The 16,671-nt window shown below is 55.0% G+C and carries 15 protein-coding genes and 1 other RNA gene; 9 read left to right on the top strand and 7 right to left on the bottom strand.

All coding sequences use genetic code 11. The annotated features are described in order from the left end of the window. Positions 1 to 4: 4 nt before the first annotated feature. Together ACFQ14_RS11600 and apaG are read right to left on the bottom strand one after the other, a co-directional pair. The gene (locus tag ACFQ14_RS11600) at positions 5 to 1,456 is read right to left on the bottom strand and encodes a TrkH family potassium uptake protein (RefSeq protein ID WP_377212893.1); all 1,452 of its coding nucleotides are present in this window, start codon (positions 1,454 to 1,456) and stop codon (positions 5 to 7) included. A 9-nt stretch (positions 1,457 to 1,465) separates the two neighbouring features. Next, the gene (gene apaG / locus ACFQ14_RS11595; RefSeq protein WP_377212892.1) at positions 1,466 to 1,885 is read right to left on the bottom strand and encodes a Co2+/Mg2+ efflux protein ApaG; all 420 of its coding nucleotides are present in this window, start codon (positions 1,883 to 1,885) and stop codon (positions 1,466 to 1,468) included. A 113-nt stretch (positions 1,886 to 1,998) separates the two neighbouring features. Between apaG and ACFQ14_RS11590 the strand changes: the two genes are divergently transcribed. Continuing rightward, on the top strand, positions 1,999 to 2,610 hold the full coding sequence (locus tag ACFQ14_RS11590) for a CDP-alcohol phosphatidyltransferase family protein (RefSeq protein WP_377212891.1): 612 nt from the start codon (positions 1,999 to 2,001) through the stop codon (positions 2,608 to 2,610). On the opposite strand, the gene ACFQ14_RS11585 is transcribed toward ACFQ14_RS11590, so the two are convergent. The 3 genes from ACFQ14_RS11585 to ffs form a co-directional block, all read right to left on the bottom strand. Beyond that, positions 2,607 to 2,930, bottom strand: a complete 324-nt coding sequence (locus ACFQ14_RS11585) for a YbaB/EbfC family nucleoid-associated protein (RefSeq protein ID WP_377212890.1) — start codon at positions 2,928 to 2,930, stop codon at positions 2,607 to 2,609. The genes ACFQ14_RS11590 and ACFQ14_RS11585 overlap by 4 nt on opposite strands. Positions 2,931 to 2,974: 44 nt before the next feature. Further along, a complete protein-coding gene (locus tag ACFQ14_RS11580; protein WP_377212889.1) occupies positions 2,975 to 4,861 on the bottom strand; it encodes a DNA polymerase III subunit gamma/tau in 1,887 nt (628 codons plus the stop codon). Positions 4,862 to 4,906: 45 nt separating this feature from the next. Then, an RNA gene (ffs, locus tag ACFQ14_RS11575) (signal recognition particle sRNA small type) lies at positions 4,907 to 5,004 on the bottom strand. Between the two features lie 77 nt (positions 5,005 to 5,081). On the opposite strand from ffs, the gene ACFQ14_RS11570 reads away from it, so the two are divergent. Beyond that, the gene (locus ACFQ14_RS11570) at positions 5,082 to 5,498 is read left to right on the top strand and encodes an HIT domain-containing protein (RefSeq protein ID WP_377212888.1); all 417 of its coding nucleotides are present in this window, start codon (positions 5,082 to 5,084) and stop codon (positions 5,496 to 5,498) included. Next, a complete protein-coding gene (nudC, locus tag ACFQ14_RS11565; RefSeq protein ID WP_377212887.1) occupies positions 5,495 to 6,475 on the top strand; it encodes an NAD(+) diphosphatase in 981 nt (326 codons plus the stop codon). The genes ACFQ14_RS11570 and nudC overlap by 4 nt, the downstream gene beginning before the upstream one ends. Here nudC and ACFQ14_RS11560 read toward each other — a convergent pair. After that, complete coding sequence (locus tag ACFQ14_RS11560; RefSeq protein ID WP_377212886.1) at positions 6,472 to 7,326, bottom strand: prephenate dehydratase; 855 nt, start codon at positions 7,324 to 7,326, stop codon at positions 6,472 to 6,474. The two genes, nudC and ACFQ14_RS11560, sit on opposite strands and share 4 nt — an antisense overlap. Positions 7,327 to 7,347: 21 nt before the next feature. Further along, entirely contained in the window at positions 7,348 to 8,079 is a 732-nt protein-coding gene (locus ACFQ14_RS11555) for a 3-deoxy-manno-octulosonate cytidylyltransferase (protein WP_377212885.1), read from the bottom strand. Between the two features lie 164 nt (positions 8,080 to 8,243). Between ACFQ14_RS11555 and ACFQ14_RS11550 the strand changes: the two genes are divergently transcribed. From ACFQ14_RS11550 to ACFQ14_RS11525, 6 genes are all read left to right on the top strand, one after another. Further along, entirely contained in the window at positions 8,244 to 8,795 is a 552-nt protein-coding gene (locus ACFQ14_RS11550; RefSeq protein WP_377212884.1) for a c-type cytochrome, read from the top strand. A 175-nt stretch (positions 8,796 to 8,970) separates the two neighbouring features. After that, positions 8,971 to 10,830 carry an extracellular solute-binding protein gene (locus ACFQ14_RS11545; protein ID WP_377212883.1) on the top strand — a complete coding sequence of 620 codons (1,860 nt, stop codon included), beginning with the start codon at positions 8,971 to 8,973 and terminating at the stop codon, positions 10,828 to 10,830. A gap of 10 nt (positions 10,831 to 10,840) precedes the next feature. After that, a complete protein-coding gene (locus ACFQ14_RS11540; protein ID WP_377212882.1) occupies positions 10,841 to 12,718 on the top strand; it encodes an extracellular solute-binding protein in 1,878 nt (625 codons plus the stop codon). A gap of 41 nt (positions 12,719 to 12,759) precedes the next feature. Further along, the gene (locus ACFQ14_RS11535) at positions 12,760 to 13,872 is read left to right on the top strand and encodes a microcin C ABC transporter permease YejB (protein ID WP_377212881.1); all 1,113 of its coding nucleotides are present in this window, start codon (positions 12,760 to 12,762) and stop codon (positions 13,870 to 13,872) included. 3 nt (positions 13,873 to 13,875) lie between these two features. After that, complete coding sequence (locus ACFQ14_RS11530) at positions 13,876 to 15,024, top strand: ABC transporter permease (RefSeq protein WP_377212880.1); 1,149 nt, start codon at positions 13,876 to 13,878, stop codon at positions 15,022 to 15,024. Between the two features lie 8 nt (positions 15,025 to 15,032). Further along, positions 15,033 to 16,667 (top strand): ABC transporter ATP-binding protein, encoded by a 1,635-nt coding sequence (locus ACFQ14_RS11525; protein WP_377212879.1) that lies wholly within the window; start codon positions 15,033 to 15,035, stop codon positions 16,665 to 16,667. Positions 16,668 to 16,671 lie beyond the last annotated feature (4 nt).

The raw sequence follows: 16,671 nt of genomic DNA, 5'->3' as shown, positions 1-16,671 counted from the left end.
CGCGTTAAGCTCGCCAGAAGCGCGGCGACAAAAGAACCAGCACTGTGAAGAGTTCAAGCCTGCCGATCAGCATGGTGACGGCCAAAATCCACTTCGGCAGATCGCCTAACGACTGATAGTTTCCCGCTGGCCCAATAATCGCGCCAAGCCCCGGCCCGACGTTAGAGATTGCAGAGCCTGCACCCGACAGCGCGGTCAGCGGATCAACGCCGCACAGCGAAAGCGCGGTTGCGGAAATGGCAAATGTCATCATGTAGAGAAAGAAAAAGCTCATCACGGCGGAGACCACATCATCACCGATAGGGCGACCATTGAACCGCGCGATGAACACACCGGAGGGATAGAGAATACGCAGCACGTGCTGGCGGACATTTTGAAACAGAACCTGAAAGCGGAAGACCTTGATGCCGCACGAGGTCGAGCCAGCACAGCCGCCGATGAACATAATGAAAAAGAAGAACGCGATAGAAACCGGGCCCCACCCGTCATAGGCGGTGGTGGCGTAGCCTGTGCCGGTTAGGATCGACGTCACATTGACCATCGCATAGCGCAGCCCTTCCCAACCACTGCGGATGCCAAGTTGGTATTCGATGGTCCATGCAAAGCCTATGAAAACGGCAAGCAGCACGAAAAAGAGTTTCACCTGAGCATCGGTGAATAGGGGTTTGAACTGGTTTTGCAGCGCCTGGACATAGAGCAGAAACGGAAGCGAGCCGATAATCATGAACAGGGTCGCAATCATATCGATGCGGGCGCTGTTGAAATGGCCCAGCGAGTCATCGTGGTTGGAAAAACCGCCAGTCGCCACCGTCGTCATGGAATGAACAACCGCATCAAGAATGTTCATGCCTGCTGCCAGATAGGCCAGCATGCACAGAACGGTGAGCGTGAGAAAAATTAGCGTTATAAAACCTGAAATTTGTGTGGCCCGAGGCAAGATTTTTTCCGGCGTCTCGAAGGCTTCTGCCTTGAACAATTGCATCCCGCCGATTTGCAACATGGGCAGAACGGATACGGCCATCACGATAATGCCCAAGCCGCCGAGCCATTGCAGGATGCCGCGCCACAGCAAGATCCCTGGCGGCATATCCCCAAGGCCGGTCAGCACAGTTGCGCCCGTGGTTGTGAGGCCCGATATGCTTTCAAAATAGGCGTCAGTATAGCTTGGTACCAAGCCGGACCAATAAAACGGCAGTGCGCCGAACGCCGATAGTAGAATCCAAACCAACGTTGTCATGACAAAGGCTTGGCGGGTGGAAAGCTGTTTTGTTGTACCACGTGTTGCGAGAAACAGGCCGAGCCCAAAGCCGGACGTTACGAAAGATGACAGCAGGAAAATCTGCCAATCGGCATTGCCCAACGCGAGATCAACAAATGCCGGCACCAACATCGTCGCGCCCAAAAGGGCAACGAGAACGCCGATGACGAGGGCGATGGGGCGAATATCGAACAGCAAAGATTGCGCCTAGTTCAGCGACGCGCGAGCGTTGGGAAGGTCCAGCGAAAAGGCGGGAATGGCCGCTTCGAAAACCGACCCATCGTCGCGCACCATTTCGTAGTGGCCCACCATAAAGCCGGACGGTGTGGCGAGGGGACAGCCGCTCGTGTAGTGGAATTCATCGCCGGGATTAAGAATTGGTTGCTCGCCCACAACACCGGGGCCGTCGACGGTTTCAACCTTGCCCATCGCGTCGGTAATCGTCCAATGACGCGCGCGCAGTTGCACCGTTTCCTGCCCCTCGTTGAAAATCTCGATACTATAGGCCCAAACCCATCGACTGGCGTGGGGCGCGGATTGATCTTCCAGATAGCTTGGCTGCACCACCACACGAATGCTGTTGGTGACGCTCTCATAATGATTTTTTGTATCGCTAGCTTTAGACATGGGCAGATGGATTCCAGCCTTTTAATCGGGTTCGCATTCCACGCGGATGGATTGGCGTAGACGGCGCTGGCAATCTATACTGCAAAACGCTGTTTGGCCCAACAAGGCTTGTCATGTTCGACAATTCAATCCGTCCGAAAATCGACCCGATTCTTATCCGACTTGCACGGCACATTGCTGATGCGGGAATTTCCGCCAATGGCGTGACGCTGATCGGTTTTGCATTGGGGTGCGTAGCGGGCGTTTTGATCGTCTTCGAGGCGTATTGGTCGGCCTTGGCGTTTCTTTTGGTGTCCCGGCTTTGCGATGGGTTGGATGGAGCGGTGGCGCGTCTTACGCATAAGTCTGACTTTGGTGGTTATCTCGATATCGTTCTGGACTTCGCTTTTTACGGCCTCATTCCCACCGCCTTCATCATCGCAAATCCAGCTGCCAATGCGGTGGCTGGCGGGGTTTTGCTGCTGACATTTTATGTCAATGGCGCCAGCTTCCTCGCATATTCGGTGATGGCCGAAAAGCGAGGGGTTGATGAAAGCGACAGAGGCTCAAAAAGCCTGCTGTATACAATAGGGCTGGCGGAAGCCACGGAAACGATTATCGTCTTCGTACTTTTCTGCCTGCTTCCCGCCTGGTTCAGCTTGATCGCCTGGGTGTTCGCAGCCGTGGTCGCATGGACAACACTGTCCCGCTTTATGTTAGCGCGACAGACTTTTGGCCGCGATTAGAACGGCAGTTTCATGCCCGGCGGGATGGGCAGACCGGCGGTCAATTCGGCGGTCTTTTCTTTGGTGATTTCCTCAGCCTGTTCTTTCGCCTTGTTGTGAGCAGTGACGATCAGGTCTTCCAGAATTTCTGCCTCGTCGGGGTTGAACAACGATGGATCGATGGACACACCGCGCATAATGCCCTTGCCGCTGAGTGTTACCGTAACAAGACCGCCACCTGATGTTCCAACGGCTTCCAGCTCTTCAAGTTCAGATTGCATGGCCTCCATCTTGGCCTGCATTTCCTTCACTTTGCCCATCATGCCCATGATGTCTTTCATCGGGTCTGTCCTTTTGTGTGCATTGATGATCGCTGTTTATGCGATCAGTTAAAATAATCGTCCAAGCCGCCCGCACCCGGGTCTTCGGAATCACTCGTTTCTTCCTGACCCTCATCGGGGTTGGCCAGAGCGGCATCGTTGACGTCGGCTTCGTTCAATCCGTCTTCGGACGCGCCCACACGAATGTCGAGAATTTTAGATTTGGGAAACGCACGAAGCACGGCATTAACAACAGGATCAGCCTGTGCATCGGCAACCAGCGCCTCGCGTTCGGCGTCTTCGATTTCTTTTATCGTTTCCGCACCGGCCGCTTCGCTGACGGTGATCATCCAGTTTTCACCAGTCCACTCTTTCAGGCGGGCAGAGATCTGGTTGACCATATCGCGTGGTGCATTCCCGACCGGGTTCAGTTCAATATGGCCAACAGCGAAAGAGATGAGCGAGACGTTGTTGCGCAGCAGCATCTTGAAGCGGATATCGCGATGCCTTTCTGCCGCTTCCAGCAGCTCTTCAAATGTTGCAATCACCTCATATGCTGGCGCTTGCTCTTCGACAGGTTCCGGCTGTGGAGCAGGTTCTGGCGTGTTGTCGACCACCAGAGACGGCCCGTTCGCCTGCCGCATGGTCGTGTTGCCGCCGGGGTTTGATTGCGTTGCTACAGCGCTTGCCATCGGTTGGTTTGGTTGCGGTGGCTGTGCGTTAGACGAAGCCGTGCCGTTGGTGGATACGGTGGGAGAAGGCCCATCGCCCATCGATTTCAGCGCATCTTCAGGAGACGGCAAGTCAGCAGCATGGGTGAGGCGCACCAACACCATGTCGGCAGCGGCAACCGGACGCGGTGAAGATTGCACCTCATCGATTCCCTTCAGCAACATCTGCCATGTGCGGCCCAGAATTCTGGGGCTGAGCTTTTCGGCAAACGCTTTGCCTCGGCTTTTCTCATCAGGGCTGAGCGAAGGATCATCCAACGCGGTATCAACATAGCGAACGCGGGTGACGAAATGGACGAAATCAGCCAGATCGGTCAGCACAGTCGCTGGGTCAGCGCCCGTATCGTATTGGTCTTTCAATTCCGCCAAAGCGGCGACGATGTCGCCCTTCATGATGTGTTCGAACAGATCGATCACACGCGCGCGGTCTGCAAGGCCAAGCATCGAGCGCACTTCGTCGCCCATCACCTTGCCGCCGCTCGTTCCCGCCGCATGGGCAATCGCCTGATCAAGCAGCGAAAGCGCATCGCGGACTGAGCCTTCGCCGGCACGGGCGATCATGGCGAGCGCGGTGTCTTCGACTTCGATTTTCTCGGCTGTGGAAATTTTAGAGAGCAAAGCCGTCATCTCGCCAGCATCAATGCGGCGCAGATCGAAACGCTGGCAACGTGAAAGGACTGTAATTGGAACTTTGCGAATTTCGGTCGTGGCAAAGATGAATTTGACGTGTTCGGGCGGCTCTTCCAGCGTTTTCAGCAGGCCATTGAACGCCGCCGTCGATAGCATGTGCACTTCGTCGATGATGTAGACCTTGTAACGCGCCGACACCGGCTTGTAGCGCACGCTGGCGATGATCTCGCGAATGTCACCAATGCCCGTGTGAGAGGCCGCGTCCATCTCGATCACATCGACATGGCTGCCTTCCATGATGGCGGGGCAGTGCACGCCCGGTGTGGCGATATCCAGCGTGGGTTGGGTTACGCCATCGGCTTCGTAGTTCAAAGCGCGGGCGAGAATGCGGGCCGTGGTTGTTTTGCCAACACCGCGAACGCCGGTCAGCATATAGGCTTGGGCGATGCGGCCCGTCTCAAACGCGTTTGAAAGCGTTCGCACCATCGGCTCTTGGCCGATCAGGTCGTCAAAATTGGCAGGGCGGTATTTGCGGGCCAGCACGCGATATTCGGCGTTTTCAGAACTTGCCGTTTCTATCGTATCGCTCATGCATGATCCGCTTTGAAAGGCGCAGCGCCGAAAGAAGCGTGCGGTGGAAGACTGGCTTAGCGTGACCCGTGCCGGAATCTCGTTGGGGCTGCTTCGTTCCCGACCTGACCCGATTGGCGAGTGGCGCGTCCACAAACCAGCCTTCCAACAGCACCATATCATGTGTGCAAGGGGCAAAAGCAAGCGTGACTCTGGAAAAAAACTGACTAGCCTGCGCGCTATGTCTGACGTTGATAAAACATGGGCGCTTGATCCGCGCCTCGAAACGGATTCACTGGCGCTGACCTCGTTGGAACTATGCGATGTGCGGCTGGCGAATGATGCCCGCTGGCCTTGGCTCATTTTGGTGCCGCGCGTGGCAAATGCGGAAGAATTGTTCGATCTGCGACCTGGCCAAAGAGAGGCCGCGATGCAGGAAGCGACAATGGTGGGCGAAAAGCTAAAAGCCGTGACCTCTTGCGAGAAGATCAATATCGCTGCCATCGGCAATGTGGTGCGCCAATTGCACATTCATGTCGCCGCCCGCGCGACGGGAGACGAAAATTGGCCGCGCCCGATTTGGGGCCACGGCACAGCGCAGCCCTATGAAGCTGGCCACGGACAAGCCTTGATCGCCCATTTGAGGAGCATTTTGTGACGAAACCATTCATGCATCCTGACTTCGCGCCATCGGAAACCAGCGCGAAGCTTGCCTTTGCTGGCGGTCGCTTGGACAGGCTTTCCGAGGAGCGCGACGAGAATTGCCTCAACTCAGCACTGGCTGATCCGACTGCGCGGGCCATGGGCTTTGCGAGGGGACGGGTGTTGTTGAGTTTTGAGACGGATGAGACCGGCGTTGCCGTAATGACCAAGGATGCGCTGGAACCCTTCGCACCAAAATGGGACCGCGCTGTTCTAATGGGCTTTGCAGAAACCGCGCCGCGCCTTGCGGTGCCGCTGGGCATCAATCCCGATGACGAAGATTTCAGCTTGCCGGAACATTTCAAAGCGGTGGATTTTCGCTCGCTTGCTTTGCAAGGGCTGCTCGATCACGAAACGCTCGGCATGGTGGCGCACGGGGGCTCGCTGATCGCTTGGCATTCGACCCACCGCTTTTGTGCACGTTGCGGCAACGAGACGGAAAGCCGGATTGGTGGGGTAAAGCGGTCTTGCCCCTCGTGCGAAAAAGATCATTTTCCGCGAACCGACCCCGTTGTGATTATGTTGACCACCAAAGGAGAAAAATGCCTGTTGGGCCGCTCGCACCACTTCCCAACGGGGATGTATTCGGCGCTTGCCGGCTTTGTGGAACCGGGGGAAAGCTTAGAGAGTGCAGTGCGGCGGGAAACGTTTGAGGAAAGCGGTATTCGCATCGGTGACGTTCGCTATCACGCCAGCCAGCCTTGGCCGTTTCCACACACGCTGATGATTGGCTGCTACGGCGAAGCGCTCGACAGCGAGATCAATATGGACGCAATAGAGCTTGACGATTGCCGCTGGTTCACGCGCGACGAAGTGCGGGACATTCTGGCCGGTGGTGGGCCAAAGAACGACGATGGAACGCCCAAATTCTTCATGCCGCCCAAAATGGCCATTGCCAATCGGTTGGTGGCAGACTGGGTGAAGGACGGCTAATCGCCGTTCTGGCGGCGGAAGTCGCTGGCTGGATAAACACCAACAATGCGCTTTTCCGCACAGAAGAATTCCATCTCTTCCAAGGCGTGGGCCACGTTTTGTTGATCTGGATGGCCCTCAACATCGGCATAAAATAGCGTTGCTGTAAACGAACCGCCGATCTGATAGCTCTCCAGTTTCGTCATGTTAACGCCATTGGTGGCGAAACCGCCCATGACCTTATACAGCGCCGCAGGCACGTTTCGCACGCGGAAGAAAAAACTGGTCACTGCAGGGCCATCATCGACGTTGGGCGTCTTTGCATCACGTGACAAAATGATGAAACGGGTCGTGTTATTGCTCTCGTCTTGGACGTTTTCAGCCAGAATGTTCATGCCGTAGAGTTCAGCTGCGAGTGGCGGTGCGAGCGCTGCTGCGTTCATTAATTTGCGCTCTGCAATCATTCGCGCGGCACCGGCGGTATCGTTTGCAATTTCTCCCTTCCAGCCATTTTCGTTGAGAATCTTGCGGCATTGGCCGAGTGCATGAATGTGCGAGTAGACCGTCTCGATGTCTTCCATACCCACGCCCGGCATAGCCATCAGGTGAAACGGAATTGGCAGGAAATATTCGCCAATGATGTGCAAATCCGACTGCGGCAACAGGTGGTGAATATCGGCCACGCGACCAGCCACCGTGTTTTCAATTGGGATCATGGCGAGATCGGCATTGCCACCAACGACCAGATCAAACGCATCTTGGAACGTCGCGCAGGGTATTGGCTGCATGTCCGGATAGACATTGCGGCATGCGGTATCGGAATTCGCGCCCGGTTCACCCTGAAAGGCGATGCGGCCTGTTGGGCTGGTCATGATTGGAAGCTCCGCATTTGGTCAGCCCAGCAGAGCGCGGGCGCGGTCAAGATCGGCTGGAGTATCAACACCCAACGGAACAGTGTCAACGATAGCCGCATCGCAACGCATGCCCGCTTCCAGCGCCCGCAATTGCTCCAACTTCTCACGCATTTCCAGCGGTGATGGCGGCAATTTCACAAAGCGTTCCAAGGCCGCCCTGCGCCAAGCGTAGAGGCCGATATGGTGGAACAATGGGCCATCGCCATGGGGTGCGGTGGCACGGGTAAAATAGAGCGCGCGCAAGATACCGGGCGAGACTTCCGTGCCCACCAGTTTCACCACATTGGGGTTTGAGCGCTCTTCTTCGTCAGTGATTTGCGTGGTCAGTGTTGCGAAATCGACTTCCGGGGCGGCCAGAGGTAGGATGCTGGCCCGGATGGCGGCTTTATCGATGGTTGGCAGGTCTCCCTGCACGTTGATGATTGTCTCGACCGCGCCATCGGGATCAATCGCTTCCAAAGCCTCATAAATACGGTCCGAGCCAGAAGGGTGATCTTCGCGGGTCATCACCGCTTCCCCGCCATGAGCACGAACAACTTCAGCGACCTCTTGGGTATCCGTGCAGACGACAACCCGGCCTACATCGGCTTCCTCAGCACGGCGCACAACTTGCACAATCATCGGCAGGCCTGCGATATCGGCCAAGGGTTTTCCCGGCAAGCGGGTGCTCGCCATACGGGCAGGAACCATAACGAGGGTCGAAGCGTTCAAATCAGGTCTCCAAAAAGCTATAATGGGTCCAAAAGTCTCACAGTTTCGGCTTCTACAGGTGTTGCAAGTGAGGGGCAAAAGAAATAGCTTCCGGCCAACAAATCAAAGCCGCCAGACACGGAGCCGTCTGCGGCCTTCACATACCAAATTTGGGAGCCTCACTCATGGATTCATTTGAGTGGAACAAGATTTTTGGAGCCCTGCTGGCTGGTGCATTCGTCGTGCTGGGGCTGAACTTTCTGTCAGAAGCTATCTACCACTCCGAAAAGCCGGAGCAGTTTGGCTATGCAGTTGAGGTGGACGAAAGCGCGACAGCGTCCGCATCGGCTGAGCCGGAAGAGGTGGTTATTCCACCCGTTGCACCGCTGCTGGCGAGTGCTGACATTTCCAAAGGGGAAAGCGTTGCCAAGAAGTGCGCTGCTTGCCACAATTTCAATGAAGGCGGCGCAAACAAGGTTGGCCCTGCCTTGTGGGATATCGTGAACAAACAGATGGCATCAGCCGAGGGATTTTCCTACTCGGGTGCGCTAAAAGAGTATGGTGCAGACAAGGTGTGGAGCTACGATTCACTCAATAAGTTCCTGTTGAAGCCAAAGGCTTATATTAAAGGCACATCAATGGGTTTTGCTGGTATCAAGAAAGTGGAAGACCGCGCTGCGCTGATCGCTTACATGCGCTCTTTGTCGAACGATCCTGCGCCTCTGCCAGACAGTTGATCGCAGCTGATTGCACACATCCAGAGCCGGGCGATACAGCCCGGCTTTTTTTTGCCGATTTTTCTGCGCAGCCTGCTAACGCAAACGTGCCTTGACGTGACAGGGTGTCATAACGACTTATCCTTCAACCACGTCTTATTATATTTCAGTGATTTAAGCCGGAGACACTGCGCCCATGATCAAACTATTTGCCCCGCTTGCCGCAGTCATTGCGAGCCTGTGCCTCGCCCTTCCGGCTGTTGCTCAAGAGACCACATGGTACACATCAAGCTCGCTTGGGGCGGAGACAAAATACAAGGACAGTTTCCCACACTACGATTATGTGAACCCGAACGCGCCGAAAGGAGGCACGCTTAACAGCGCAGCTCTCGGCACGTTCGACAGTTTCAATCCATTCATCGTGAAGGGCACCGCAGCTTCTGGTCTGACATTTTTTGGCGGGCTTTTGTGGGATACGTTGATGGCCCAAGGCATAGACGAGGCATCCGTTTCGCATCCACTGATCGCGGAAGCTTTCACCTATCCCGATGACTATTCTTCGGCGACATACCGACTGAATCCGAACGCAAAATTCCATGACGGCAAGAGCATCACCGCAGAGGATGTGAAGTGGTCGATGGAGACGCTCAAGCAGCATTCCCCGCAGCACGTTCGTTACTTCGCAAATGTGCAAGAGGTCGAGATCATTGACGAGCGGACCGTGCGCTTTGTTTTCAATGAAAAGAACAACCGTGAATTGCCCCATATTATGGGCGACTTGCCAGTGCTGCCAAAACACTGGTGGACGGCAAATGGTGCTGACGGACAGCCCCGCGATTTCACCCGCTCTACGCTGGAAATTCCACTTGGAAACGGCCCCTACCGCATCGCTTCGTTTAGCGCCGGTTCGTCTGTGACTTGGGAACGGGTGCCAGATTATTGGGCGGCTGATCTGCCAGTCAACAAAGGGCGCTACAATGTCGATAAGCGTGTGATCCGCTATTTTACTGACCCAAATGCGATTTGGCAGGCTTTCACAAAGGGTGGATTGGAAGACATCCGGGAAGAAAACCGCGCTCAGCGCTGGGCGCAAGAATACAATTTTCCCGCATTTGAAAAAGGGCTCGTGAAGCGCACTCAGTTCAAGGAAACGTCCAGCTTCCCTATGGTTGGTTGGGTGTTCAATCAGCGTCGCGATATTTTCAAAGACCGCAGGGTGCGCAAGGCGCTCTCTCTGGTGTTGAATTTTGAGCGGATGAACAAAGACCTCTTTTTCGATCAATATAAACGCCTGAACACGTATTTTGGTGGCACGGAGCTTTCCGCCACCGGTATGCCCGAAGGCCGCGAACTTGAAATTCTGGAGGAATTCAAAGCCGAACTTCCGCCAGAGATTTTCACCGAGCCGTTCACACAACCCGTTTATGAAAGCCGGGGCGACGAGCGCAAATATCTCCGGGAAGCCTTTGACCTGTTGAAAGAGGCAGGCTGGGTGCGCGAAGGCACTCAACTGGTGAACGAGCAAACGAAAGAGCCGTTCAAATTTGTCATTCTTGGTTTTGATCCCAATTCTGAACGGGTGAACGCCCCGTGGATGACATCGCTGCGCAGGCTTGGCATCGATGTGAGCTACCGCGTCGTCGATACGTCGCAGTTCATCCAGCGCCGCCGCGGTTTTGACTACGATGTTGTCGTAGCCGGCGCGGTGCAATCACTTTCACCAGGCAACGAGCAGCGCGATTATTGGACAAGCAAATCTGCTGACACCGACGGTTCGCGCAATTGGTTTGGATTGAAAAATCCCGTTGTCGACAAATTAGTGGATCGCATCATCTTCGCAAAAGATCGCACAGAGCTGGTAGCGACCACCAATGCACTCGACCGTGTGTTACTGTTTGAATATTTGCAGGTCCACCAGTGGTATCTCGATCAGGACCGCGTGGCATGGTGGGATAAGTTCGGTATTCCCGAAAAGCAGCCGCTGTATGTGGGCTATGACCCCGAAAGCTGGTGGATCGACAGTGAGAAAGAAGCAGCGTTAAACGCTGCTCAATAGGAGCCTTGCCATGAGCAATCTCACGCGCCGTCAATTCGGCAAACTTTCTGCCGCCGCCTTGTTGGCACCTGGCCTTGCTGCGCTGCCGAGCGTTTCGCTTGCGAGCAATCCTACAGGCAGAAGGTTGCACGGCCTCTCGGCCTTTGGCGAGTTAGCATTACCCGCAGATTACCCCAATTTCCCATGGGTGAATGTTGATGCGCCCAAGGGTGGCGTTTTCAATTTTTCCGTCTCCAATTGGGCTTTCAACCAAAACCCACAAAGCTTCGACACGCTCAACACATTCGTGCTGAAAGGCTCGGCCCCACCACGGATTGAGTCATGTTTCGATACTCTCATGACGCCCGACGCCGATGATCCATCAGCTATATACTGCGCATTAGCGAGCGATGTAGAAATCAGCGACGACCGTAATACCTACACTTTCTCCCTGCGCCCGGAAGCACGCTGGCACGACGGGTCACCGGTTTCGGCAGAAGACGTCGCCTACACGTACAACACCTTTAAAAAAGACGGGCATCCAGATCTCGCGCTCAACCTGATCGAACTTGTTGAGGCGAAAGTTTTGGCTGATGGGCGCGTTTCGCTGATCTATTCGGGAAAACAAAGTGACCGGCTTATTTTGGCAAACGCGGTTTTGCCAATCGTCTCGAAAGCCTTTTTCGAAGCCAACGATTTTCTCACCACCACAATGACGCCACCGCTCGGGTCCGGTCCTTATAAAGTGGGCCGCCTGCGCGCGGGTTCGTTTATTGAGTATGATCGGGTGGATGATTATTGGGCAAAAGATATGCCTTTCGCCAAAGGACAGGCTAACTTTGACACGCTCCGGGTCGAGTTTTACCGCGAACGACAAGCGGCATTCGAAGCCTTCAAGAAGGGCAACATTCATTACCGAGAAGAATTCACTTCAAAGACTTGGGCGACTGAATACAATTTTCCAGCGGTAAGCGAAGGGCGCGTCAAACAGCAGCTTTTCGATGCTGAGAAATCGCCTTCCATGCAAGGCTGGGCTTGCAACACCCGGCGGGAAAAATTAGCCGACCCCAGAACGCGCGAGGCAATCGGTCTGTGCTTCGATTTCGAGTGGACCAACGCAAACTTCTTCTACGGGATTTACGAACGCAATTCGTCGTTTTTCCAAAAATCAGATTTCGCGGCTTCCGGCCCCGCTTCGCCGGAAGAGCGTGAATTGCTGGAGCCCTACAAAGATCAACTTGATCCCTCGGTTTTTGAGGCTGCCTACGTGCCGCCGGTATCCGATGGCTCAGGCCGCGACCGCACGCTTCTGCGGCGGGCTAATGATCTTCTCTTGGCCGCAGGCTGGACGCGACAGGGCTCAAACATGGTGGATGCTAGCGGAAACAAGCTGGCCGTGGAATTCCTAATCCGTTCGCCAACCTTCGAGCGGATATTAGCACGGTTTGTTGAAAACCTGCGCCGCCTTGGCGTTGATGCTTCCATACGGCTGGTGGACCCGTCGCAGTTCCAAAAACGGTTGGAGACATTCGATTTCGATATCGTGGGTCTTGCCCGCAATGTGGGTGCTACACCGACCGCTGAAGGTTTGGCGCAATTGTTCGGCAGCAACGCCGCCACAATTCCAGGAAGCCCCAACACAGCTGGCATTTCGTCGCCCGTGGTTGATGGATTGGTAGCAAAAGTGAACGATGTGCAGTCGCGGGAAGAACTCACCGTGATACTGCGCGCTCTCGACAGGGTCTTGCGTTCCACGCATAGCTGGATTCCAAATTGGCATTCAACGAATCACCGCGTTGCCTACTGGGATATGTTCGGCTTTCCCGAGGCGAAACCACAATATGCCTTTCCAGTAGAAGCCACTTGGTGGTTCGACGCTGAAAAGGCCAAGGCGATCGGCAAGGGCTAACCCGCCCGCGCTGAAAAAAGCCCGGAGACGAGAAGCACCGCATGGGCGCCTATATCGCACGACGTCTGTTGCTGATGATCCCAACCATTTTGGGCATCATGCTGCTGTCGTTCACCGTAATCCAATTCGCGCCCGGCGGCCCCGTCGAACAGGTGATCGCACAGATCACGGGACAGGGTGGCGACGGCACCGAGCGCATTTCTGGTGGTGGCAGCGACTTTGGTGCAGACCAAAGCACGCAGACCCAATCTGCTGGTGGTGGTGGCTCGTCTCAATATCGCGGCGCGCAAGGCTTGGACCCGGAGTTCATCGCTAGGCTCGAAAAACAATTCGGTTTCGACAAGCCCGCCCACGAGCGCTTTATGAAACTGGTTTGGGATTACGCCCGCTTCGATTTTGGCGAAAGTTATTTCCGCTCAATCTCTGTCATTGATCTCATCATCGAAAAACTGCCCGTTTCAGTTTCGCTTGGTCTTTGGATCACGCTCATTTCCTATGGCATCTCCATCCCGCTCGGCATCCGCAAAGCGGTGTCTGATGGTTCGCGTTTTGACGTGTGGACGTCAGGCGTAATCATCGTGGCTTATGCGGTTCCCGGCTTTTTGTTCGCCATTATGTTGATGGTCTTGTTTGCAGGCGGGTCGTTCTTCGACTGGTTTCCACTGCGCGGCTTAGTGTCTGAGAATTTCTCAGAACTGCCGTGGTACATGAAGATCGTCGATTATTTCTGGCACCTCACCCTGCCTTTGATCGCGCTTTGCTTGTCCGCTTTTGCCACGACTACGCTACTGACGAAGAACTCTTTTCTCGACGAGATCAAGAAGCAGTATGTCGTCACTGCCCGCGCCAAGGGGCTGAACGAAAAGCAGGTGCTTTACGGCCATGTTTTCCGCAACGCGATGCTGATTGTGATTGCTGGATTTCCAGGTGCGTTTATTTCGGCGTTCTTCACAGGGTCGCTGTTGATCGAAGCCATTTTCTCGCTCGATGGTCTTGGCCTGCTCGCCTATCAATCAACCATCCAGCGCGACTACCCGGTGGTCTTCGCAACGCTTTACATCTTCTCGTTGATGGGCCTGATCGTGTCGCTTTTATCTGATCTTCTCTACACATGGATTGATCCACGTATCGATTTCGACAGGCGGGATGTTTAGAAGATGGATGCGCTCGTGACCGATAGCGTGAAAGAAGCAAGGCCGCGCAAGGGGCGCTTTAGCCTGTCGCCAATCAACCAGCGGCGCTGGGCCAATTTCAAGGCGAACCGTCGCGGATATTGGTCTCTTTGGATTTTCATCTTCCTGTTTTTCTTCACCTTGATTGCCGAGTTTATTGCCAATGATAAGCCAATTCTCGTCTCCTATAAGGGCGAATTGCTGATGCCTGTTCTGGTGGATTATCCGGAAGAGAAATTCGGCGGCTTCCTGCCGGTGACAGACTACCGTGACCCGGTGAATATCGAAGAGATTGAGAGCAACGGCTGGATGCTGTGGACGCCAATCCGCTATTCCTATCGCACCGCCAATGTGGACATTCCCCGCCCTGCCCCATCGCCGCCAAGCTGGTTGATGGATGAGGAAGAAACGTGCCGCAAATATGAAAAAGGCGTGGATGACCCACTCTGCACGTTCGGCAACAAGAATTGGCTGGGAACCGACGACCAGGCTCGCGATGTTGTAGCGCGGTTGATTTACGGATTCCGAATTTCGGTCCTGTTTGGCCTAACACTGACACTATTCTCCGCACTCATCGGTGTAACAGCAGGCGCGATTCAGGGCTATTACGGTGGCTGGGTGGACTTGCTGTTCCAGCGCTTCATTGAAATATGGACGTCGATCCCGCTTCTCTTTCTGCTCATTATCATTGCATCCGTGCTGCCGCCCGGCTTTTGGATTTTGCTGGGCATTATGTTGCTGTTTTCGTGGGTAGGCTTTGTTGGTGTGGTCCGGGCGGAGTTCCTGCGCGCACGCAATTTTGAATATGTGAACGCGGCGCGTGCTCTCGGTATCGGCAATCGTACGATCATGTTCCGTCACCTGCTCCCCAACGCCATGGTGGCGACATTGACCTTCATGCCATTCATTCTGTCTGGCTCAATCACATCGCTGACCGCGCTGGACTATCTCGGCTTCGGCTTGCCCCCTGGCTCACCGTCTTTAGGTGAAATGATGAAGCAGGGGCAGGATAATCTACAGGCGCCGTGGCTCGGTCTGATGGGCTTTATGGTGCTGTCAGTAATGCTCTCGCTGCTAATCTTCATCGGTGAAGCCACCCGCGATGCGTTCGACCCGCGTAAGACATTTCAGTAGGAGCGGTGATGAGTAACAACACCCCCCTCCTATCCGTGCAAGATCTCTCGGTCGCCTTTACCCAAGGTGGCGTGACGACGACGGCTGTGGACCATGTATCCTTCGACATTCACCGGGGTGAGACGGTGGCCTTGGTTGGCGAATCCGGCTCTGGCAAGTCTGTGTCTGCACTGTCTGTGATGAAGCTGCTGCCCTATCCACCCGCAAGCCATCCTTCAGGCAGGGTTTTGTTCAAGGGCGAAGACCTGTTGGACAGCGATGAGCGAGACCTGCGCCGTGTGCGTGGAAACGACATCACGATGATTTTTCAGGAGCCTATGACGTCGCTCAACCCTTTGCACACAATCGAGCGCCAGATCGGCGAAATTCTGCAGATGCATCTGGGAGTGACCGAAACGCAGGCGCGGGAACGGACGATTGAACTGCTCAATCAGGTCGGTATTCGTGACCCCGAAAAACGTCTTGATGCCTACCCCCACCAGCTCTCTGGCGGACAGCGCCAACGGGTGATGATTGCCATGTCGCTGGCCAATGAACCCGAACTGTTGATTGCGGATGAGCCAACCACTGCGCTTGATGTGACCGTGCAAGCGCAAATTCTAGAGCTGCTTTCCGTGCTGAAGCGCGAACGCGGACTGTCCATGCTGTTCATCACACACGATCTGGGAATCGTGCGCAAATTTGCAGACCGTGTGTGCGTGATGACTAAGGGCAAGATTGTCGAACACGGTCCGACCGCAGAAATTTTCGAGAATCCGCAGCACGATTACACAAAGCACTTGCTGGCCGCTGAACCCAAGGGCAACCCGCCGGAGAAGCTGGCAGGCGCATCAACCGTTCTTTCTGGCGATGACATAAAGGTCTGGTTTCCAATCAAAGCCGGATTTTTGCGTAAGACGGTTGATCACGTGAAAGCTGTCGATGGCATCAATCTGCAATTGAAGGCCGGGCAAACGCTGGGCGTGGTGGGTGAGTCCGGTTCCGGTAAAACGACGCTGGGCTTGGCGTTGACGCGGATGATTTCGTCAGAGGGCAAGATCAGTTTTACAGGACGCGACATCCACGATTACAGCTTCAAAGAGATGAAGCCACTGCGCCGCGAAATGCAGATTGTGTTTCAGGATCCCTATGGCTCACTCTCTCCACGCATGTCTGTGGCAGAAATTATTGCGGAAGGTCTGGAACTTCATCGCCCCGAACTGAGCGCCAATGAAGTGGACGACATGGTTGCTGGTGTTCTGGGCGAAGTGGGGCTGGAGCCAGCGACACGCCATCGCTATCCGCATGAATTTTCGGGCGGCCAACGCCAACGCATAGCCATTGCACGCGCCATGATTTTGGAGCCGAAATTCGTGATGTTGGACGAACCCACGTCTGCGCTGGATATGAGCGTGCAGGCGCAGGTGGTCGAGCTTTTGCTGCGCCTGCAGGAAGAACGCAATCTGGCTTACTTGTTTATCAGCCACGATTTGAAGGTGGTTCGTGCGCTGGCTAACGATGTGATTGTGATGCGCCTCGGCAAAGTGGTGGAGCACGGCGATTCCACACAAATCTTCGACGATCCACGTGAGGACTATACCAAAGCCTTGATGGCCGCGGCTTTCGATCTTGAGACCGCGCCCGCTGGCGTTGTCTCGCAATAGGTTC

Origin of the sequence: Pseudahrensia aquimaris (assembly GCF_042676045.1) — a bacterium.
Lineage (GTDB): Bacteria > Pseudomonadota > Alphaproteobacteria > Rhizobiales > Rhizobiaceae > Pseudahrensia > Pseudahrensia aquimaris.
The sequence above is the reverse complement of the archived record's forward strand: the minus strand, read 5'-3'. Positions and strand labels throughout refer to the sequence as shown.